Origin of the sequence: Streptomyces sp. NPDC088915 (genome assembly GCF_044749825.1) — a bacterium.
Lineage (GTDB): Bacteria > Actinomycetota > Actinomycetes > Streptomycetales > Streptomycetaceae > Streptomyces.
Map to the genome: position 1 here is coordinate 82633 of NZ_JBIVIR010000020.1, position 20355 is coordinate 102987.

Annotated in this window: 19 protein-coding genes; 8 read left to right on the plus strand and 11 right to left on the minus strand. The window is 73.1% G+C overall.

The window, feature by feature from the left end; genetic code table 11:
• Positions 1-113: 113 nt before the first annotated feature.
• Positions 114-1721 carry a M1 family metallopeptidase gene (locus ACIP5O_RS31050; protein ID WP_401299300.1) on the plus strand — a complete coding sequence of 536 codons (1608 nt, stop codon included), beginning with the start codon at positions 114-116 and terminating at the stop codon, positions 1719-1721.
• 39 nt (positions 1722-1760) lie between these two features.
• On the opposite strand, the gene ACIP5O_RS31055 is transcribed toward ACIP5O_RS31050, so the two are convergent.
• Both ACIP5O_RS31055 and ACIP5O_RS31060 read right to left on the minus strand, forming a co-directional pair.
• A complete protein-coding gene (locus ACIP5O_RS31055) occupies positions 1761-2624 on the minus strand; it encodes an oxygenase MpaB family protein (RefSeq protein WP_401299303.1) in 864 nt (287 codons plus the stop codon).
• A 98-nt stretch (positions 2625-2722) separates the two neighbouring features.
• Complete coding sequence (locus ACIP5O_RS31060; RefSeq protein WP_401299306.1) at positions 2723-3208, minus strand: hypothetical protein; 486 nt, start codon at positions 3206-3208, stop codon at positions 2723-2725.
• Positions 3209-3333: 125 nt separating this feature from the next.
• On the opposite strand from ACIP5O_RS31060, the gene sph reads away from it, so the two are divergent.
• On the plus strand, positions 3334-4359 hold the full coding sequence (gene sph, locus ACIP5O_RS31065) for a sphingomyelin phosphodiesterase (protein ID WP_401299309.1): 1026 nt from the start codon (positions 3334-3336) through the stop codon (positions 4357-4359).
• A gap of 22 nt (positions 4360-4381) precedes the next feature.
• Here the strand turns inward: sph and ACIP5O_RS31070 are convergent, their stop codons facing one another.
• Positions 4382-4876: a hypothetical protein gene (locus ACIP5O_RS31070; RefSeq protein WP_401299312.1), complete on the minus strand. Its 495-nt coding sequence runs from the start codon at positions 4874-4876 to the stop codon at positions 4382-4384.
• A gap of 294 nt (positions 4877-5170) precedes the next feature.
• Between ACIP5O_RS31070 and ACIP5O_RS31075 the strand changes: the two genes are divergently transcribed.
• A complete protein-coding gene (locus ACIP5O_RS31075; RefSeq protein WP_401299313.1) occupies positions 5171-5908 on the plus strand; it encodes a MerR family transcriptional regulator in 738 nt (245 codons plus the stop codon).
• A gap of 4 nt (positions 5909-5912) precedes the next feature.
• Here the strand turns inward: ACIP5O_RS31075 and ACIP5O_RS31080 are convergent, their stop codons facing one another.
• Genes ACIP5O_RS31080 through ACIP5O_RS31095 form a run of 4 tightly spaced genes read right to left on the minus strand, consistent with a single transcriptional unit; the run spans position 5913 to position 11690 of the window.
• A complete protein-coding gene (locus ACIP5O_RS31080; RefSeq protein WP_401299316.1) occupies positions 5913-8087 on the minus strand; it encodes a 3-hydroxyacyl-CoA dehydrogenase NAD-binding domain-containing protein in 2175 nt (724 codons plus the stop codon).
• Between the two features lie 40 nt (positions 8088-8127).
• Entirely contained in the window at positions 8128-9342 is a 1215-nt protein-coding gene (locus ACIP5O_RS31085) for an acetyl-CoA C-acetyltransferase (RefSeq protein WP_401299319.1), read from the minus strand.
• A 60-nt stretch (positions 9343-9402) separates the two neighbouring features.
• Positions 9403-10545, minus strand: a complete 1143-nt coding sequence (locus ACIP5O_RS31090; protein WP_062751281.1) for an acyl-CoA dehydrogenase family protein — start codon at positions 10543-10545, stop codon at positions 9403-9405.
• Positions 10542-11690 carry a CaiB/BaiF CoA transferase family protein gene (locus ACIP5O_RS31095; protein WP_401299323.1) on the minus strand — a complete coding sequence of 383 codons (1149 nt, stop codon included), beginning with the start codon at positions 11688-11690 and terminating at the stop codon, positions 10542-10544. Before ACIP5O_RS31095 ends, ACIP5O_RS31090 begins: the two co-directional genes overlap by 4 nt.
• A 213-nt stretch (positions 11691-11903) precedes the next feature.
• On the opposite strand from ACIP5O_RS31095, the gene ACIP5O_RS31100 reads away from it, so the two are divergent.
• A complete protein-coding gene (locus ACIP5O_RS31100; protein ID WP_401299325.1) occupies positions 11904-13127 on the plus strand; it encodes a saccharopine dehydrogenase family protein in 1224 nt (407 codons plus the stop codon).
• Positions 13128-13178: 51 nt separating this feature from the next.
• Here ACIP5O_RS31100 and ACIP5O_RS31105 read toward each other — a convergent pair whose 3' ends face one another.
• Positions 13179-13550, minus strand: coding sequence for a VOC family protein (locus ACIP5O_RS31105; RefSeq protein WP_401299328.1), 372 nt, complete (start codon positions 13548-13550; stop codon positions 13179-13181).
• A gap of 129 nt (positions 13551-13679) precedes the next feature.
• Complete coding sequence (locus ACIP5O_RS31110) at positions 13680-14390, minus strand: endonuclease V (protein ID WP_401299330.1); 711 nt, start codon at positions 14388-14390, stop codon at positions 13680-13682.
• Between the two features lie 90 nt (positions 14391-14480).
• Between ACIP5O_RS31110 and ACIP5O_RS31115 the strand changes: the two genes are divergently transcribed.
• On the plus strand, positions 14481-14780 hold the full coding sequence (locus tag ACIP5O_RS31115; RefSeq protein ID WP_356545868.1) for a YciI family protein: 300 nt from the start codon (positions 14481-14483) through the stop codon (positions 14778-14780).
• On the opposite strand, the gene ACIP5O_RS31120 is transcribed toward ACIP5O_RS31115, so the two are convergent.
• A complete protein-coding gene (locus tag ACIP5O_RS31120) occupies positions 14777-15943 on the minus strand; it encodes a WD40/YVTN/BNR-like repeat-containing protein (RefSeq protein WP_401299333.1) in 1167 nt (388 codons plus the stop codon). The two genes, ACIP5O_RS31115 and ACIP5O_RS31120, sit on opposite strands and share 4 nt — an antisense overlap.
• A 424-nt stretch (positions 15944-16367) precedes the next feature.
• Between ACIP5O_RS31120 and ACIP5O_RS31125 the strand changes: the two genes are divergently transcribed.
• The 3 genes from ACIP5O_RS31125 (at position 16368) to ACIP5O_RS31135 (ending at position 19978) form a co-directional block, all read left to right on the plus strand.
• A complete protein-coding gene (locus ACIP5O_RS31125; RefSeq protein ID WP_383441382.1) occupies positions 16368-16784 on the plus strand; it encodes an SsgA family sporulation/cell division regulator in 417 nt (138 codons plus the stop codon).
• Positions 16785-17062: 278 nt separating this feature from the next.
• A complete protein-coding gene (locus ACIP5O_RS31130; RefSeq protein ID WP_401299336.1) occupies positions 17063-18706 on the plus strand; it encodes an ABC-F family ATP-binding cassette domain-containing protein in 1644 nt (547 codons plus the stop codon).
• A 297-nt stretch (positions 18707-19003) separates the two neighbouring features.
• Complete coding sequence (locus ACIP5O_RS31135; RefSeq protein ID WP_365540339.1) at positions 19004-19978, plus strand: acyl-ACP desaturase; 975 nt, start codon at positions 19004-19006, stop codon at positions 19976-19978.
• A gap of 59 nt (positions 19979-20037) precedes the next feature.
• On the opposite strand, the gene ACIP5O_RS31140 is transcribed toward ACIP5O_RS31135, so the two are convergent.
• Entirely contained in the window at positions 20038-20295 is a 258-nt protein-coding gene (locus ACIP5O_RS31140; protein WP_401299338.1) for a WhiB family transcriptional regulator, read from the minus strand.
• Between the last annotated feature and the right edge of the window lie 60 nt (positions 20296-20355).

The following is a 20355-nucleotide window of genomic DNA, read 5'->3' on the forward strand; positions in this document are numbered from 1 at the left end:
TGTGACAGGAGGTCCTCTGGACGTGACGGTCCGTCGGGGCGCTGAATAGGGTCCTTGCTAAGGACCGACGACCACCCGCGCGTCTTACGTTTCTTATGACTTGGGGAGCACCTGTGCACCGCAGAATCATCGTTCCGAGCGCCCTCGCGGCCTCCCTGCTGCTGGCGATCCCGGCATCGGCGGCCGACTTCGTCCCCGGGGCCCCGGGCATCGGCGACTCCTACTACCCGGCCAGCGGCAACGGCGGCTACGACGTCTCGCACTACGACCTGCGCCTGAAGTACCAGCCCGCCACGGACCTCCTGGAGGGCACGGCGACGATACTCGCCACCACCAAGCAGAACCTGTCCCGGTTCAACCTCGACCTCGGTCTGAAGGTCAGCGAGGTCCGGGTGAACGGCCGCGTCGCGAAGTTCACCGCTTCGGGCGACCACGAGCTGGAGGTCACCCCGGCCGTCCCGCTGGAGAAGAACAGGGAGATCTCGGTGGTCGTCCGCTACGCGGGCAAGCCCTCCGAGTTCAAGGTGGACGGCTGGTCGGCCTGGGCCCGCACCCCGGACGGCGGCGTCGCCGCGCAGGAGCCGGACTCGGCCGTGTGGTGGTTCCCGTCCAACGACCACCCGCTGGACAAGGCCACCTTCGACGTCTCGGTCTCGGTGCCGGCCGGCCACCAGGCCATCAGCAACGGCGTGCTGCAGTCGCAGTCCACGTCGCTGGGCTGGACCCGCTTCAACTGGCGCTCCGACAAGCCGCAGGCGACGTACCTGGCCACGCTCGCCGTCGGCAGGTTCGACATCACGACGGACCGGACGGCGAACGGTCTGCCGGTCCTCAACGCGTACAGCAAGGACCTGGGCGCCAACGCTGGCGCGGCGCGCGCCTCGATCGAGCGCACGACCGAGGTGGCGGAGTGGCTGGAGTCGGTCTTCGGGCCGTACCCCTTCAACGCGCTCGGCGGTTACGTGCCCAACGTGACCAGCGGTTTCGCCCTGGAGACGCAGACCCGGCCGTTCTACAGCCCGCGGCAGTTCGCCAACGGCGCGAACGTGTCGGTGGTCGTCCACGAGCTGGCGCACCAGTGGTACGGCGACAGCGTGTCCGTCCGGGACTGGAAGGACATCTGGATCAACGAGGGCTTCGCCCGCTACAGCCAGTGGCTGTGGTCGGAGAAGGAGGGCGAGGGCACGGCGCAGGAGCTGGCGGACTACGTGTACGCGCTGCGGGGTGCCGACGACCCGTTCTGGACGGTGAAGCCGGGTGACCCGGGTGCGGAGAACCAGTTCCACGGCGCCGTCTACGACCGGGGCGCGCTGGCGCTCCAGGCGCTGCGCAACGAGGTCGGGGACGAGGACTTCTTCGCGATCCTGAAGGGCTGGCCGAAGCAGTTCGCGTACGGCAACGCGCGGGTGGCCGACTTCGTGCGGTACGCGGAGCGGGTCTCCGGCGAGCCGCTGGCCGAGCTGTTCGACACCTGGCTGTACGAGCCGTCGAAGCCGGCCGCTCCGACGGCGGCCGACGCCGGCCCGTCCGCCCGGACGGCCGCGGAGGCGTGGGCGAAGGCCAAGGCGAAGCTCGGGGCGAAGGCCGGGGCGGCGGCGGAGACCGGGGCGGGCACGAAGGCCGCCGCGAAGCCGGCGCAGCCGAAGTCGTGGAAGAAGATCGCGGCGACGAACACGATCCACGACCACGAGCGCGGTCACGAGGGCCACGGCGGTCACTGAGCCGTACCGATCCCCGGAGTGGTCCCGGAGGGCCGTCCGTCAGCGCTGGGCGCGGCGGCCGGCCCTCCGGGCTTCCCTGGCCAGGGGGAGGTAGCGCAGCCGCTCGGGCAGGACGGGGACGACGGCCCGCAGGACCCGGCAGAGCCGGCGCAGGGAGCGCTCCTGCGCGTCCGTCCACTCCACGCCGATGGCCTCGCGGGCGTCCGGGGGCATGAAGCCCGCGGTGAGGAAGGCGCGCAGCCGCAGGAAGGGGCGGCGCAGGAGGGGCCAGAGGAGGCGGAGGGCGAGCCGGACCGGCAGCGGGCCCCGGTCGGGGGCGGGGACGGGCAGGTCGGTGTCGAGGAGCTCCCGCACGACGACGGTGGCCTCCAGCTCCTCGGCGAGGACCTTCCGGTAGTACGGCCAGAACTCCTCGATCGTCTGCGGCATGTCCCGGTCGTGGATGCCGAGGACGCGGCCGACCCGGAGCCACTCGGCGTAGAGCTGCCGTTCCTGGGCGCCGGTGAGGGGGCGGGCGAGCAGGCGGAGGCCGTGCCGGTAGACGGGGAACCCGGTGGCGTGCACCCAGGAGTAGTAGGCGGGGGTGAGGGCGTGGTAGCGGCGTCCGTGGGCGTCGGTGCCCCGGATCGTGCGGTGCAGCTCGCGGAGCCGGCGGCCCTCGTGGGCGGCCTCCTCGCCGCCGTAGATCCAGAGCTGGGCCGAGCGCAGGGAGCGTTCGCCGCGGCCCCAGGGGTCGGTGCGGAAGACGGAGTGCTCGTCGACGCCGGCGCCGATCGCGGGGTGGGCGACCTGCATGGCGAGGGCGGCGGGCAGCATCAGGAGCGCCCGGACGTCGCCGGCGACGCTCCACAGCACCCCGCCGACGGGCGGCGGTACGGGGTCGGCCTGCTGCACGCGTTCCACGGTCGTTCTCCTCTGCGGTCGTCTCCAGGGTGCACCCGCGACGGCGGGCATGACGAAGGGGCCGTCGCCCGGGCGACGGCCCCTTCCGGGTGTACGGGTCAGGCGCGGTCGGCGCCGACCGGCTCGCCGACGATGCGGGCGGCGAGGGCGTGGGCCCAGGCGTCGACGTCGGCGTTGAGCTCGCGCTCGGCGGTGGCGCGCTCCTCGGCGATCTTCGCGGTGCCGGCGGCGAGGATGGCGTCGCGCTCGGCGGAGCCCTCGGCGCGGGCGGCGGCGATGGCGGCGGAGCCCTCCTCGACGGCCTTGGAGCGGATGCGCGCGGCCTCGTGGCGGGCCTCGGCGAGCTCGGCCTCGTACTGCTCGCGGACCTGGGTGGCCTCGGCGCGCAGGTCGTCGGCGCGGTCGGTGCCGCCCTCGATGGCGTCCTCGCGCTGGTCGAGCGTGCGCTTGATCTTCGGCAGGATGCCCTTCGCCAGGATGAGGAAGGTGATGCCGAACAACACCACGCCGAGGATGAGCTCGGCCCAGACGGGGTTGAGCGGACCGAGGTCCGTCTTGAAGATCTGCGAGTTCGCGAGGGTCATGCGCGCATTCTACCTGGAGCAAATGGGTGCAAATACGGCGCCGGAGTGAGAGTTGGCACGCTCGTGCGGGTCCGGCCAGATTCCCGGCACCCAGAGGCTACCGGAAGGTAACCACGGCTGATTGTATGTGCGGCGCCAGGCCAATCCCCCACGCCTCCACGGGAGTTCACGTGTCGTTCGCCGCGCTCCGCCGCGCCCCCGGCGCCGCTCTTTCCCTCGCCCTCGCCGCCGCCACCCTGACGGCGACGGCCCCGGCCGCGTCCGCCACGGCCACCGAGGCCCCCCGGCTGAAGGTCCTCACCTACAACGCGTTCCTGTTCTCGAAGTCCCTCTACCCGAACTGGGGGCAGGACCACCGGGCGGAGGCGATCCCCGCCGCCCCCTTCTTCCGGGGGCAGGACGTCGTCGTCCTCCAGGAGGCCTTCGACAACGCCGCCTCCGACGCCCTCAAGGCGAACGCCGCCGGGCAGTACCCGCACCAGACCCCGGTCGTGGGCCGGAGCAAGAGCGGGTGGGACGCCACCGGCGGGTCCTACTCCGCGACCACGCCCGAGGACGGCGGCGTGACGATCCTCAGCAAGTGGCCGATCGTCCGCAAGGAGCAGTACGTCTACAAGGACGCCTGCGGCTCCGACTGGTGGTCGAACAAGGGCTTCGCCTACGCAGTGCTCGACGTGAACGGCAGCCGGGTGCACGTCCTCGGCACCCACGCCCAGTCCACCGACCCGGGCTGTTCGGCGGGCGAGGCGGCGCAGACGCGCAGCCGGCAGTTCCAGGCGATCGACGCCTTCCTCGACGCCAAGAAGATCCCGGCGGGCGAGCAGGTGGTCGTCGCGGGCGACATGAACGTCGACTCGCGCACGCCCGAGTACGACACCATGCTCGCCGACGCGGGGCTGGTGGGGGCCGACGCCCGCACCGGCCACCCGTACTCCTTCGACACCGAGCTGAACTCGATCGCCTCCGAGCGCTACCCGGACGACCCGCGCGAGGACCTCGACCACGTCCTCTACCGCGCCGGGAACGCCCGGCCCGCCAACTGGACCAACCACGTGGTCCTGGAGAAGAGCGCCCCGTGGACGGTCAGCAGCTGGGGCGCCGGCTACACGTACACGAACCTCTCGGACCACTACCCGGTCACCGGCTTCTGACGGCCGGGCCGGGGGCCGCGGCTCAGTAGCCGGGGCCCCCGAAGAGGAAGAGGCTGTAGAGCCAGGCGCCGAGCACCGCGGCGACGCAGAGCATGACGAAACAGGAGGCGGCACTGGTGTGCCGCTCCTTCCGGGGACGGCCGGGACGGGGGGCGCGAGCCTTCCGCCCCGGCTTCTCGCGCTTCCCGGCCCCCTCCCCGCGGCCCGGCGCGGGCGCCGGGCCGTCCGTCGCGGCGACGTCGGCGAGCAGACCGCGGCAGACCGCCGCCAGCTCCGCCGTCCCGGCCGTCAGGTCGACGACGACCTCCGTGCGCGCCGGCGCCGTCGTCCCCCCGTCCAGGATCCGCCCGGCCCGCAGCAGCGCCCGGTCCTTGCCCCCGGTCGGGGCCAGGCTGATCCAGCGGCGCACGTGCTCGCCCCGGATCACCACCCCGCCGCCCCGCTCACGGTAGACGGTGTGCTCCCGCCACAGGATCCCGGCCAATTCCCCGGCCGTGTCCCTGAGTTCCGCGTACATCGCTCTCCCCCTGCTTCTGTGTCCCCCACCGCGTCGGCGGCCGACTCTAGCCCCCGCACCCGGAGCCCCTCACCACACCCCGACCCAGCGTCCCTTACGCGCCGAAGTCGTACACCGTGACCGATATCCCCCGGTCCGCGAGCCGTCGGCCGTGGGCGGACTCCCGTTGATGACGATCACGCTACGGGTCACCACCGACAATCGCGCCGGGCTTTTACACGGATGGTGAGACAGCAATACTGTTCAAGCGGTCCGGACACGCGGGCCGACGGCTGGGGAAACGAGGCGGCTCGGATGGACGTCGGGAGTGACGTGGAGCGCGGACCGAGCTACACCGTCGACGAGCTGGCCGCGCGGGCCGGGGTGACGGTGCGGACCGTGCGGTTCTACGGGACCCGGGGGCTCCTTCCGCCGCCCGTCATCGGGGCCCGGCGGGTCGGGCACTACGGGCCGGAGCACCTCTCCCGGCTCGCCCTCATCGAGGAGCTCCAGCGGCAGGGCATGACGCTCGCCGCGATCGAACGGTACCTGGAGCAGCTCCCGCCCGACCTCAGCGCGCGGGACCTCGCGGTCCACCGGGCGCTGGTGGCCTCGTGGGCGCCCGAGTCCGCCGAGTCGATCACCCTGCGGGACTTGGAGCGGCGGGCCGGGCGGGCGCTGGCCGGGCGGGACGTCGACCGGCTCGCCGCGATGGGGGTCCTGGAGCGGACCGAGGACGCCGACACGTACCGGCTCGACGGCTCGCTGCTGCGGCTCGGCGTGGAGATGCTGGACGTGCCCATCGAGCACGAGACGATCCTGGCCTCCCGGACCGTGCTCCTGGAGCACGCGCGGGCCGCCGCCCAGGAGCTCGCCCGGCTCTTCCGGGAGGAGGTGTGGAACCCGTACCGGGAGAGCGGCGAGGACCCGGACCACCTGACAGCGATGAGGTCGCTCTCGGCCCACATGCAGCCGATGGTGATCCAGGCCCTCGTCACGGCCTTCCAGCGTTCGCTGAGCGAGGAGCTGCGGACGGCGTTCCGCGGTCCGTGACCGGTCAGGCGTCGGTGAAGACCTCGCCCCGCTCCGCCTTCTCCACCAGGAGGGCCGGCGGGGCGAAGCGCTCGCCGTACGTCTCCGCCAGTTCCCGGGCGCGGGCGACGAAGCCGGCGACGCCACCCTCGTAGCCGTTGATGTACTGGAGGATGCCACCGCTCCAGGCCGGGAAGCCGATGCCCATGATGGAGCCGATGTTGGCGTCGGCGACCGAGGTCAGGACGCCCTCCTCCAGGAGGCGGACGGTGTCGATGGCCTCGGAGAACAGCATCCGCTCCTGCATGTCGCGGAAGGGGATCTCGTACCCCGGCTCGGTGAAGTGCTCCCGCAGGCCGGTCCAGAGCTTGCCGCGCTTGCCGTTCTCGTCGTACTCGTAGAAGCCGGCGCCGCCGCTGCGGCCGGGGCGGCCGAACTCGTCGACCATGCGGTCGATCACGGCCTCGCCCGGGTGGGTCGCCCAGACGCCGCCGGCCTCCTCGATCGCCCGCTTGGTCTCGTTGCGGATCTTGCGGGGCAGGGTCAGGGTCAGCTCGTCCATCAGGGAGAGGATCTTGGCCGGGTAGCCGGCCTGCGCCGCCGCCTGCTCGATGGAGGCGGGCTCGATGCCCTCGCCGACCATGGCGACGCCCTCGTTGAGGAACTGGCCGATCACCCGCGAGGTGAAGAAGCCGCGCGAGTCGTTGACCACGATCGGCGTCTTGTTGATCTGCCGGACCAGGTCGAAGGCGCGGGCCAGGGCCTCGTCGCTGGTCCGCTCGCCCTTGATGATCTCCACGAGCGGCATCTTGTCGACGGGCGAGAAGAAGTGCAGGCCGATGAAGTCGGCCTGGCGCTCCACGCCCTCGGCGAGGACGGTGATGGGCAGGGTGGAGGTGTTGGAGCAGAGCAGCGCGTCGGGCTCCACGACGGACTGGATCTCCTGGAACACCTTGTGCTTGAGGGCGGTGTCCTCGAAGACGGCCTCGACGACCGCGTCGCAGCCCGCGAGGTCGGCGGCCTCGGCGGTGGGGGTGATGCGGGCGAGGAGGGCGTCGGCCTTCTCCTGGGTGGTGCGGCCGCGCGAGACGGCCTTGGCGCACAGCTTCTCGGAGTACTCCTTGCCCTTGGCGGCGGACTCGGCGGAGACGTCCTTGAGGACGACCTCGATGCCGGCGCGGGCGCAGGAGTACGCGATGCCGGCGCCCATCATGCCGGCGCCGAGGACGGCGACCTTGCGGACCTTGCGGGGCTCGATCCCCTTGGGGCGGCTGGCGCCGGAGTTGACGGCCTGGAGGTCGAAGAAGAACGCCTGGATCATGTTCTTCGCCGTCTGGCCGGTGACCAGTTCGGTGAAGTAGCGGGACTCGATGACGGACGCGGTCTCGAAGTCGACCTGGGAGCCCTCGACGGCGGCGGCCATGATGGCGGCGGGCGCCGGGTAGGGGGCGCCGTTCAGCTGCTTGCGCAGGTTGGCCGGGAAGGCCGGCAGGTTGGCGGCGAACTTCGGGTGCGAGGGGGTGCCGCCGGGAATCTTGTGGCCGGGCACGTCCCAGGGCTGGTGCGACTCGGGGTGGGTGTCGATGAAGGCGACGGCCTTCGCGAACATCTCCTCGGGGGTGGTGGCCAGCTCGTGCACCAGGCCGTTGTCCAGGGCCCGCCTGGGGTTGTACTGGGTGCCCTGGAGCAGCACCTTGAGGAGGGCGTCGGTGATGCCCATCAGGCGCACGGTGCGGGTGACGCCGCCGCCGCCCGGCAGCAGGCCGAGGGTGACCTCGGGCAGGCCGATCTTGGAGCCGGAGGCGTCGAGGGCGATCCGGTGGTGGGAGGCGAGGGCGATCTCGTAGCCGCCGCCGAGCGCGGCGCCGTTGATCGCGGCCACGACCGGCTTGCCGATCGTCTCGATGCGGCGCAGGGCCCTCTTCATCTCCAGGGCGCCCTCGAAGATGTCCCGGGCGTGCTCGGGACCCGCCTGGATCATGTCCTTGAGGTCGCCGCCGGCGAAGAAGGTCTTCTTCGCGGAGGTGTAGACGATGCCCCGGATGGAGTCCTTCTCGGCCTCCACGCGGTCGGCGATCGCGATGATCGAGGCCCGGAAGGCCTGGTTCATGGTGTTGGCGGACTGGTTCGGGTCGTCCAGGACGAGGGTGACGATCCCGGTCTCGTCCTGCTCCCAGCGGATGGTGGTGCTCTCGCTCATGACTGATGCTTCTCCGTAAGAAGGGGTTCGGACGGGACGGTCAGACGCGCTCGACGACGGTGGCGATGCCCATGCCGCCGCCCACGCACAGGGTGGCCATGCCGTAGCGCTTGTCCTGCCGCTCCAGCTCGTCCACGAGGGTGCCCAGGATCATCGCGCCGGTGGCGCCGAGCGGGTGGCCGAGCGCGATGGCGCCGCCGTTGACGTTGACCTTGTCCAGCGGGATGCCCATGTCCTTGACGAAGCGCAGGACGACGGCGGCGAAGGCCTCGTTGATCTCGACCAGGTCGATGTCGTCCATGGTCAGACCGGCCTTGGCCAGGGCCTTGCGGGCGGCCGGGGCCGGGCCGGTGAGCATGATGGTCGGCTCGGAGCCGGAGACGGCCACCGAGACGATCCGGGCGCGCGGCGTCAGGCCGTACCGCTCGCCGACCTCCTTCGAGCCGACGGCGACGAGGGCGGCGCCGTCGACGATGCCGGAGGAGTTGCCCGCGTGGTGGACGTGGTCGATCTCCTCGATCCAGTGGTACTTCTGCAGCGCGACCGCGTCGAAGCCGCCCAGCTCGCCGATGTCCGCGAAGGACGGCTTGAGCTTCGCCAGGGAGTCGGCGGTGGTGCCGGGGCGCAGGAACTCGTCGTGGTCGAGGACGGTGAGGCCCGCGCGGTCCTTGACGGGAACGACGGAGCGGGCGAACCGGCCGTCCTTCCAGGCCTCGGCGGCGCGCTCCTGCGAGAGGGCCGCGTACTCGTCGACGTCGCGGCGCGAGAAGCCCTCGATGGTGGCGATGAGGTCGGCGCCGATGCCTTGCGGGACGAAGTTCGTCTCCAGGTTGGTCATCGGGTCGGCGAACCAGGCGCCGCCGTCGGAGCCCATCGGGACGCGGGACATGGACTCCACGCCGCCGGCCAGGACGAGGTCCTCCCAGCCGGAGCGGACCTTCATGGCGGCCATGTTGACCGCTTCGAGGCCGGAGGCGCAGAAGCGGTTCTCCTGGACGCCGGCGACGGTGTCGGGGAGTCCGGCGGCGATGGCGGAGACGCGGGCGATGTCGGAGCCCTGGTCGCCGACCGGGCCGACGACGCCGAGGACGATGTCGTCGATCGCGGCCGGGTCGAGGCCGGGGTTGCGGCTCTGGATCTCCTTGATCAGGCCGACGACCAGGTCGATCGGCTTGGTGCCGTGCAGGGAGCCGGTGGCCTTGCCACGACCGCGCGGGGTGCGGATCGCGTCGTACACGTACGCTTCGGTGCTCACGGGAGGCCTTTCGCGATGAGGGTGGGAGGGGTTGCGCCGGGGGTGTCGCGGAGGGGGAGGTCAGCCGAGGAGGGAACGGCCGATGATCTCCTTCATGATCTCGGTGGTGCCGCCGTAGATGGTCTGGATGCGGCCGTCGGTGTAGGCCCTGGCGACCGGGAATTCCGTCATGTAGCCGTATCCGCCGTGCAGTTGCAGGCAGCGGTCGGCGACCTTCTTCTGGAGTTCGGTCGCCCACCACTTGGCCATCGAGGCGTCCACGGCGTCGAGCGCGCCGTTCGCGTGCTCCTCGATGCAGCGGTCCAGGAAGGCCCGGGTGACGGCGCACTCGGTGGCCATCTCCGCGATCTCGAAGCGGATGTGCTGGAGCCGGGAGAGCGGGCGGCCGAAGGCCTCGCGCTCCTTGACGTAGGTGGTGGTGATCTCCAGGAGGTGTTCGGCGGCGGCGATGCCGGCGACGGCGATGGCCATCCGCTCCTGGGCGAGGTTGGTCATCAGGTGGATGAAGGCGCCGTTGAGCTCGCCGAGCAGGTTCTCCTTGGGGACGCGGACGTCGTGGAAGAACAGCTCGGCGGTGTCCTGGGACTTCTGGCCGATCTTGTCGAGGTTGCGGCCGCGCTCGAAGCCCTCGGCGCCGCGCTCCACGACGAGGAGGGAGAGGCCGTGGGCGCCGCCCTCGGGGGTGGTGCGGGCGACGACGACCACGAGGTCGGCCAGGATGCCGTTGGAGATGAAGGTCTTGGAGCCGTTGAGCACCCAGTGGTCGCCGCGGTCCTCGGCGGTGGTGCGGATGCCCTGGAGGTCGGAGCCCGCACCCGGCTCGGTCATGGCGATGGCGGTGATGGTCTCGCCGGAGCAGAAGCCGGGCAGCCAGCGCCGCTTCTGCTCGTCGGTGGCGAGGGAGGTGAGGTACGGGCCGATGATGTCGTTGTGCAGGCCGAGGGCGAGGCCGGGGGTGCCGGCCCGGGTGAACTCCTCGGCCAGGACGGCGCCGTAGCGGAAGTCGGGGTTGCCGCCGCCGCCGTACTCCTCGTCGACGGCGATGCCGAGCAGGCCCTGCCGTCCGGCGGCGAGCCAGGCCTCGCGGGAGACGATGCCGTCCTTCTCCCACTGCTCGTAGTGGGGCAGCACCTCCTTCTCCAGGAAGGTGCGCACGACCGCCCGGAAGGCTTCGTGGTCCTCGGTGTAGATGCGGCGCTTCATGCGGAAGTCTCCTGGGGGTGCAGGGAGGGTACGGCCCAGTCGCGGGCGACCTCGGCGGTGTCGGCACCGGGCAGGGCGGGGCCCGTGCGCAGGGTGCCGGGGGTGGCGGAGAAGCGGGGTGCGGGGGCCGGCTGGACCTGCCCGCCGTGCTCGGTGAAGGTGCCGCGGGCGGCCAGGTGCGGGTGGGACGGGGCCTCGTCCAGGGAGAGGACGGGGGCGACGCAGGCGTCGGAGCCGTCGAAGACGTCGGTCCACTCCTGCCGGGTCCGGCCCAGGAACGCCTTGGCGACGGCCTCGCGCAGCTCGGGCCAGCGGGCGAGGTCGTAGCGGCCGGCGGCGGCCTCCTCGCCGATCCCGAGGAGGCGGACGAACTCGGCGTAGAACCGCTCCTCCAGGGCGCCGACCGCCATGTGGCCGCCGTCGGAGGTGGCGTAGACGCCGTAGAAGGGGCAGCCGCCGTCGAGCAGGTTGGTGCCGCGCCGGTCCTGCCAGCTCCCGGCGGCCAGCATGCCCCGGATCATGGTGGTGAGGTGGGCGGTGCCGTCGACGATCGCGGCGTCCACGACCTGGCCCTCGCCGCGGGCGCGGGCGTGCTGGAGCGCGGCGAGGACGCCGATGACCAGGTAGAGCGAGCCGCCGGCGTAGTCCCCGAGCAGGTTGGCGGGGATGGCCGGCGGGCCCTCCGGGTCCGGGCCGATCATGCCGAGGGCGCCGGTGATCGCGATGTAGCCGATGTCGTGGCCGGCGGTCGGGGCGAGCGGCCCGTCCTGGCCCCAGCCGGTCATCCGGCCGTAGACCAGGCGCGGGTTGCGGGCCAGGCAGGCGTCCGGGCCGACGCCGAGGCGCTCGGCCACGCCGGGCCGGTAGCCCTCGATCAGGACGTCCGCGCGCTCCACCAGGTCGAGGACGGTCGCGGGGCCGTCCCCGGCCTTGAGGTCGACCAGGACCGAGCGCTTGTTGCGGTTGGTGAGGTCGCGGGCGGGCTCGATGCCGAGGCCGGGGCCGCCGGGGCGGTCGACCCGGACGACGTCCGCGCCGAGGTCGGCGAGCAGCATCGCGGCGAAGGGGCCGGGGCCGATGCCGGCCAGTTCCACCACGCGCACCCCGGCGAGGGGGCCCGTGCGGGTGGTGTGCGTCGTGCTCATCGAACCCCCGGGAGTGTGTGACACCAATGATGTAACACCAGAGATGCTAGGAACGTGTTCCACTCGGCACAAGCCCCCCGGCCGAGCAAGCGCTTGGAAATTCCGGAGAGGCCCCTTCGCCCGGGGGCTCGGGAGGCCCGGAGGGGTCTTCCGCTATCCTCCGCCGACGACGACCGCGCACGGCGGCGCGGTCCGGCCGAAGCGAGGGGCTGCATGGACACAGGGGCGGGCGTGGGGAGCGGGGCGGGGACGGGCCCGGAGCGCGGGGGGAGGCCGTACGACGTGGTCCTCTTCGGGGCCACCGGGTTCGTGGGCGAGCTGACCGCGGAGTATCTGGCCGAGCACGCCCCCGCCGGGTGCCGCTGGGCACTCGCGGGACGCAGCGTCGGCAAGCTGGAGGCGCTGCGGGACCGGCTGGCCTCGGACCGGCCGCACCTGGCCGGCCTCCCGCTGGTCGTGGCGGACTCCGCCGACCCGGCCTCGCTGCGCGAACTGGCCGAATCCGCACGGGTGGTGGCGACGACGGTCGGCCCCTACGTCTGGTACGGCGAGGAGCTCGTCGCCGCCTGCGCGGAGGCCGGCACGGACTATCTGGACCTGACGGGCGAGGCCGAGTTCGTGGACCTCGTGTACGTGCGGCACGACGCGCGCGCCCGGGAGACCGGCGCCCGGATCGTGCACGCCTGCGGCTTCGACTCGGTCCCGCACGACCTGGGCGTGCACTTCACGGTGGGGCAGCTCCCCGAGGGCGTACCGCTGCGGGTGGACGGTTTCGTACGGGCCGGGGCCGCGTTCTCCGGCGGCACGTTCGCCTCCGCGCTGACCGCGCTCGGCCGGGGCCGGGAGGTCCTGCGGGCCGCGCGCGAACGGCGCCTGCACGAGCCCCGGTCGGTGGGCCGGCGGTCGCGCGCCCCGCTCGGCGGTCCCCGGTTCAGCCGGGAGACGGGCACGTGGGCGCTGCCGCTGCCGACGCTCGACCCGCAGGTCGTGGCGCGCTCGGCGGCGGCCCTGGACCGGTACGGGCCGGACTTCCGCTACCGGCACTACGCCTCCGTGAAGACGCTCCCGATGGCGCTCGGCGGCGCCGCCGCCGTCGGCGCGGGCGTGGCGGCGGCCCAACTCCCGCCCGTGCGGAGCTGGCTGATGGAGCGTTACAGCGCCGGGGAGGGACCGTCGGCCGAGCGGCGCGCCCGCAGCTGGTTCTCCGTGCGGTTCGTGGGCGAGGGCGGCGGACGGCGGGTCTTCACCGAGGTGTCGGGCGGCGACCCGGGGTACGACGAGACGGCCAAGATGCTCGCCGAGTCGGCCCTCTGCCTCGCCTTCGACCCGCTGCCGAGGACCGCGGGCCAGGTGACGACGGCGGTCGCGATGGGCGACGCCCTCACCGCCCGGCTGCGGGAGGCGGGCATCCGCTTCCGGGTGGCGCACCGGGGCTAGGCACGGCGAATCGGGCCCTGATCCACCGGGGTCGAGGCCCGGTCCGGCGGATCAGGGCCGTACGAGGCGGAAGGGGTGGCCCGCCGGGTCCGCGTAGACGCGCCGGGCCGGGTCGCCTCCCCCGTCGTCCAGCGGTACGGCTCCGAGCGCGAGGACGGCCTCGTCTGCGGCGGCCAGGTCGTCGACCCGCACGTCGAAGTGGAACTGCTGCTCGGGCGCGCCCCAGACGGGCGACCGGTGGCCCGGGACGCTCTGGAAGGCGAGGACCGGGCCGCCGTCGCCGCGCAGGACCACACTGCCCTCGCCGACGGCCCACCGGGGGTCGGGCACGTCGACCACACCGCCGACCAACCGCTGGTAGAACAGGGCGAGTTCGTACGCGTCGGGGCAGTCGAGGACGACGCACCGCAGCCGCCCGATCATGCGCGGCCCCCGGTGACGGCGGGGATCGGGCGCGGGCCGCGCGGGACGCGACGCGGCGGAACGGGGAGGGGGCTTGTCATGGCCTCCACCCTGCCGGGCGGTCCGGGGATCCGGTATCCGTACGCGTACTCAGACGGAAGGACTCCGGTGCTCCCCGAGCGCCTCCCTGAGCGCGCGGCGGCAGAGGGCGTCGGCGTGGCGGGTGGTCTCCGGGACGCGGTAGCGCGGGGTGAGGTGGAGGGCGTGGGCGCAGGCGCCGGCCAGGGAGATCCGGTGGCCGGCGGAGACGAAGACCGGCTTGACACCGGCCCGGGTGCGCACGGCCCGCCCCACCTCCTCCCCGTCGGCGAGCAGCGGGGACGCGTCGCCGCGCGCGGGGCCCGGCTGCTCGTACGCGAAGGTGAAGGGGTTCTTGGCGACGCCGACGGACGGCCGCCCGGTGAGCACGCCGAGGTGGCTGGCGAGGCCGAAGCGGCGGGGGTGCGCGAGGCCGTAGCCGTCGCAGACCAGGAGGCCGGGGTCGGCGGTCAGGGCGTCGAGCGCGGCGAGCACGGTCGGGATCTCCCGGAAGGCGAGGAGGCCGGGGACGTACGGGAAGGAGACCCGGCCGACCGCCGTCGCCTCCTCCACGACCTCCAGGGTCCGCGCGTCGAGCACGACGGCCGCGGCGGCGACGAGGTCGCGCTCGTCGTCGTAGGCCACGTCGAGCCCCGTGACGTGCCCCTCGCCGACCGCCGGCCCCTCCTCGTCCCGCACCAGCCGGCTCCTCAGCTCCCGCTGGACGGCGAGGGCGGCGGTCTCGTCGGCGGGCCAGCCCGCCGGAATCTCGATGATCGTCATGATGCGGGCCACCCTACGGCCGGCCGGGCCTCCGTTCCGAGGGGCGGGACGGGGGCCCGGGGCCGGGGGGCGGCCGGTAGCCTGGCGATCATGTTCGTACTGGAATTGACCTACACCGCCCCCGTCGAGCGGGTGGACGCGCTGCTCGACGCGCACGTCGAGTGGCTCGACGCGCAGTACGCCGCCGGCGTCTTCCTCGCGTCCGGCCGGAAGAACCCCCGGGACGGCGGGGTGATCCTGGCCGCCGGGGTCGACCGCGCGGAGATCGAGAGGATCGCGGCGGCCGACCCGTTCAGCGCCGAGGGCGTGTGCGCGTACCGGATCACGGAGTTCTACGCGACCAAGACGGTCGAGGGGATCGCCGCGTACCGGGAGCAGCTGCCTGCCTAGCTTCGGACCAGGCGGGCGACGCGGCCCTGTTCGCCCGAGGCCCAGCAGGAGCCGTCCGGGGTGCAGTCGACCGTGTCGTACGAGCCGGTGTCGACCGTGCGCCAGGTGCGGCCGCCGTCGGTGGTGAGGTCCGTGCCGGTGGGGCCGACGGCGAGCGCGGACGTCCTGGCATGCGGGAGCCAGGCGACGCCCGAGCGGTAGGCGGGCGGCTGCGCGGCCGAGGGGCGCCAGGTGCGGCCCGCGTCGGCGGTGACGGCGGCGGCCTCGGGGGACGGCTGGTCCTTGCGGTAGTCGCCGCCGACGGCGATGCCGTGCGCGCGGTCGCGGAAGGCGAGCCCGAAGACGCCCCGGGCCGGGTCCCCGGCCGGGATCGGCGAGGCGGTGGCGGTCCAGGTCAGGCCCCGGTCGGCGGAGTGCAGCACGCGCGCCGCGGCCGCGCCGCCCGTCGCGAGCCACACGTCCCGGGGTCCGGCCGACACCAGGCACTGGCCGCTCGCCGCGAAGCCCGCCTCGCCGGGGAGCGCGTCCGGCATCCCGCGGTCCGGCAGGACCCGCCAGGACCGGCCGCCGTCGCGGGTCGAGAGGATGCGGTACTTCCCGTCGACCGGGTCGCTCACGGCGAGGCCGTTGCGGCGGTCGAAGAAGGTCATGCAGTCGTAGAAGGCGCGCGGGTCGGCGTTGCGGAAGGACTCGGTCCAGGTGGCGCCGCCGTCCTCGGTGCGCAGCACCCGCGAGGCCTCCCCCTCCCCGATGGCGAGGACGACGGCCCGGCGGGCGTCGAAGGCCTCCACGTCGCGGAACTCCAGCTCGCCCGCGCCGGGCGGCGAGACGTTCCGCCAGCTCCGGCCCCCGTCGGTGGTGCGCAGCACCGTGCCCCGGGAGCCCGCGGCCCAGGCGGTGCGGCGGTCGACCGCCGCGAGCCCCCGGAAGCGGGCGTCGGTCCCGGTGGGCGTGAGCCGCCAGCCGAGCGCGGGCCGCCGGTCGGACGTGGTCGCCGGGTGCCGGTCGGGCGTGGGCTGCCGGTCGCTCACCGGTGCGGGTCGTCCGTCGGTCGCGGCCGTGGGGGTCTCCCCGGCCCGCGCCGGGGCGGCCAGGGTCAGCGCGAGCGCCGCCCCGACCAGTCCCGCCGACATCGTTCGTCTCGTCTTCCCCATGGACGTCATGCCGCCGGAAGCTAGTGCCCCCGCCCTCCCCCCGTCCAGGGTGCGTCCCCGGTCTGCCCGAGGTGTTCGGCACCTCCCGGCGCCGCCGCGCCCGACCCGGTCGCGGAGGCCGTCCGCCGCGGCCCGTACGGCGACCGGTACGGGACGCGGGTCGTCCTGTGCGGCTGCGGGGCCTCCGGATTCCAGCCGTACCGCGACCTTTCGGGCCCTTGCGCCGAATCGCCCGGAGAGCTTTCCGGACAGAGTTGAGCCGGTGGCGGAAAGGGTCCGACCTGGGCGGACGCCCCTCCCGGTAGGGTCGGTGACGCAGCTCACGTGGATCCGGAGTGCACGTTCCGGCCTCCTCTCCCGTCTTGCCGGGTGTCAGGAGCCCCGGTGTCGGGGAGACGCACAGGATCCGAAACCCGCGCGAGAGGAGCCGGTCTTGTCCGCCGTCATCGAGCAGGCCGTCCAGGCCCGTCTGGTCGCATCCGCTCCCCGGATGGAGACCGTCCCCGCCACCCTGCGCTACGACCGCGAGGATCCGTACGCCGTCAGCATGGCCTTCCCCCCTCCCGCGACCCTGGAGGGCGTCGAGGTCTCCTGGGCCTTCGCGCGCGAGCTGCTCGTCCAGGGGGTCGAGCGCCCGGCCGGGGTCGGGGACGTGCGGCTGCGCCCGTACGGGTACGACCGGACCGTGGTCGAGTTCCACGCCCCGGAGGGGGTGGCCATGGTCCACGTCCGGACCTCGGAGCTGCGCCGCTTCCTGGAGCGCTCGCAGCACCTGGTGCCGGAGGGGCGCGAGCACCAGTACCTGGACTGGGACCAGCACCTGACGGAACTGCTCCGCGAGCGCCCGTAGCCGTAGCCCGCAGAGCCCCCTCGGCCCCGTAAGGACCCGCCTTTAAATCGTTTGCCGCCCTCCCGGTCGGGCTCGTATCGTCGACATCGACCTTGTCGTCACCCGATCGGAGAAGGACGTTGCTCGTCTGAGGTTGCGAGACACCGAGCCGCGCGTGCCCCCGTGCCGCGTGTGCCGTTCTCGACCTCGGCGTACGAGCCGTCTTCCCACAGCCCGCGCCCCGGTGTCTCCACGCGTTGCATCCCGTCACGCCCGCGCTCGCGCAACCGGAGGCCTTCATGGCGCATCACCCCACCTTCCTCACCTGTTCCTCGCTCTCCTTCTCCTGGCCGGACGGCACCGAGGTCTTCGACGACTTCCGGCTCGTGGTCGGCCCCGGCCGCACCGGGCTCGTCGGGCTCAACGGCTCCGGCAAGTCCACGCTCCTCAAGCTGCTCGCGGGCGAACTGACCCCCTCCTCCGGCACGGTCCGGGTCACGGGCGAACTCGGCCACCTGCCGCAGAACCTGGTCCTGGACACCTCGCGCCGGGTCGACGAGATCCTCGGCATCGACGCGAAGCGGGCCGCCCTGCACGCCATCGAGGCGGGCGACCCGGCCGAGGAACACTTCGCCGCCCTCGCCGACGACTGGGACGTCGAGGAGCGGGCCCGGGCCACCCTCGACCAGCTCGGGCTCGGCGGCATCGGCCTGGACCGGACCGTCGGCGAGATCTCGGGCGGCGAGTCCGTGCTGCTGCGCCTCGCCGCGCTGCTGCTCGCCCGGCCCGACGTCCTGCTGCTCGACGAGCCGACCAACAACCTGGACCTGCACGCCCGCGCGCGTCTCTACGAGGCGGTGGAGAAGTGGTCCGGGGTCCTGGTCGTGGTCAGCCACGACCGCGAACTCCTGGAGCGGGTCGACCAGATCGCCGACCTGCGCGACGGCGAGGTCGCCTGGTACGGCGGCTCCTGGTCGGACTACGAGGCGGCGCTCGCCGCCGAACAGGAGGCGGCGGAGCGGATGGTGCGGGTCGCCGAGGCCGACGTGCAGCGACAGAAGCGGGAACTGGCCGACACGCAAGTGAAGTTGGCACGCCGGAAGCGGTACGGGCAGAAGAGCTTCGAGAACAAGGTCGCCTCCAAGCTGGTGGCGAACAGCCAGAAGCGCAGCGCCCAGGTCACGGCCGGCAAGCAGCGCACGCTGCACGGCGAGCGCCTCTCGGAGGCCCGGGAGCGGCTCGACGCGGCGGTGGAGGCGGTGCGGGACGACGACGAGATCCGGGTCGAGCTGCCGCGCACCTCGGTGCCGCCGGGCCGCGAGGTGCTGCACCTGCGGGACCTGGAGCTGCGGTACGGGGCCCGCGTCGAGGGCGCGTTCGAGCTGCGCGGTCCGGAGCGGATCGCCCTCGTGGGGCGGAACGGCTCCGGGAAGACGACGCTGCTCCGGACGATCGCCGGGGAGCTCGAACCGTCGGCCGGCGAGGTGGACGCGCGGGTGCCGCTGCGCTTCCTGCCGCAGCGGCTCGACGTCCTCGACGACGGGCTGAGCGTGGTGGAGAACGTGGCCCGCTTCGCGCCCGCCGCGACGGCGAACGCGATCAGGGCCCGGCTCGCCCGCTTCCTGTTCCGGGGGGCGCGGGCCGACCAGGCCGTGGGCACCCTCTCGGGCGGGGAGCGCTTCCGGGCGACGCTCGCGGCGCTGCTCCTCGCGGAGCCGGCGCCGCAGCTGCTGATGCTGGACGAGCCGACGAACAACCTGGACATGGCGTCGGTGCGGAAGCTGACGGCGGCCCTCGACGCCTACGAGGGGGCGCTGGTCGTGGCGAGCCACGACGTGGCGTTCCTGGAGTCGCTCGGGATCACCCGCTGGCTGCTGCTCGACGGCGCGCTGCGGCCGACGACCGCCGAGGAGGTCCGGGAGGTGGCCGGGGACAGGGCCTGACGGTCACGCGCCCGTCGCCGCCGAACACCCCGGGGGAGGTGTGCACCCAGCGCCGCCGGATGCTCGCGCCACGTAGTCGGCCGGGTGTCCGGCGGACGCCGCACCGGACGTGACCTGTGTCTCCGCCACCCGGGCCGAGCAGGGAGCATAACGGAACGTAACCGGACAACGTCCGGGGCGGGGTTGGTGGACGCCTTACGGAGCCTTAACCTACGGTTTCGTAACCTACGAATCCGTAGGTACGCACGTATGCGTTCTTCCGTCCCCTTCCGTCCCCCTCCGTCCCCAGGAGTTCCCTTGACGCTCACCTCTCCCCACCTCGGCAGCTCGGCAGAGTGGACCGACGCGCGGCTCCTCCACGCCCTGGAAGAGGTCGTGGAGAAGGAGCTCAACCGGCACCTGAAGGTCACCAAGGACTGGATGCCGCACGAGTACGTGCCGTGGTCCGACGGCCGGAACTTCCCGGGCTTCTTCGAGGACGGCGAGGCCTGGGACCCGCGGCAGTCGAAGGTGACCGAGATCGGCCGGATCGCCCTCGTGGTCAACCTGCTCACCGAGGACAACCTGCCGAGCTACCACCACGAGATCGCCACCCTCTTCGGCCGCGACGGCGCCTGGGGCACCTGGGTGCACCGCTGGACTGCCGAGGAGGGCCGGCACGGCATCGTGATGCGCGACTACCTGCTCGCCTCGCGCGCCGTCGACCCGGACAAGCTGGAGCAGTTCCGGATGGCGCACATGAGCGAGGGCTTCGAGTCCGACAACCGGCACTCGATGCTGCACTCCGTGGCGTACGTCGCCTTCCAGGAGCTCGCCACCCGCATCTCGCACCGCAACACCGGCCACCAGTCCGGCGACCCGGTCTGCGACCGGATGCTCGCCCGCATCGCCACCGACGAGAACCTGCACATGGTCTTCTACCGCAACCTGCTGGGCGCGGCCTTCGAGATCGCCCCGGACCTGACCATGCAGGCCGTGCGGGACGTCGTGGTCAACTTCCGGATGCCCGGACACGGCATGCCCGGCTTCGAGCGGGCGGCGGCGCAGATGGCGATCGGCGAGATCTACAACATGCGCATCCACCACGACGACGTGCTCCAGCCCGTGCTGCGCTTCCTCAAGGTGCTCCAGATCGACGGCCTGGGGCCGGAGGGCCTGCGCGCCCAGGAGGAGCTGGGCCTGTACATGAACGGTCTGGACGGCGAGGCGAGCAAGTTCGACGAGAAGCTCGCGGCCCGCAAGGCCCGGATCGCGGCCCGCGCGGCGGGCTGACGCCCGACGGCCGGCCGGCCGGGTCACCGCGCGGCGGGCGGACGGCCCGCCGCGCGGGCTCAGCCCCGGCTGCGCTTCAGCCGGAACCGCTCCTTCTCCGAGAGCCCGCCCCACACGCCGAACCGCTCGTCGTGCGCGAGGGCGTACTCCAGACAGGCCACCCGCCCCTCACAGGCCCCGCAGAGCTGCTTCGCCTCGCGGGTGGAGGAGCCGGGCGCCGGGAAGAAGAACTCCGGGCCGGCCTGGGCGCACAGCGCGTTCTCCTGCCAGGTCATGTCGGGCTCCGGTGCGGTCAGTACGCTCGTGTCGGTCTGCATGCCGTACACGCTGCCGGGGCGTCGTAAACGAGCCATCAACGTTCGATCAATGCGGCGCGC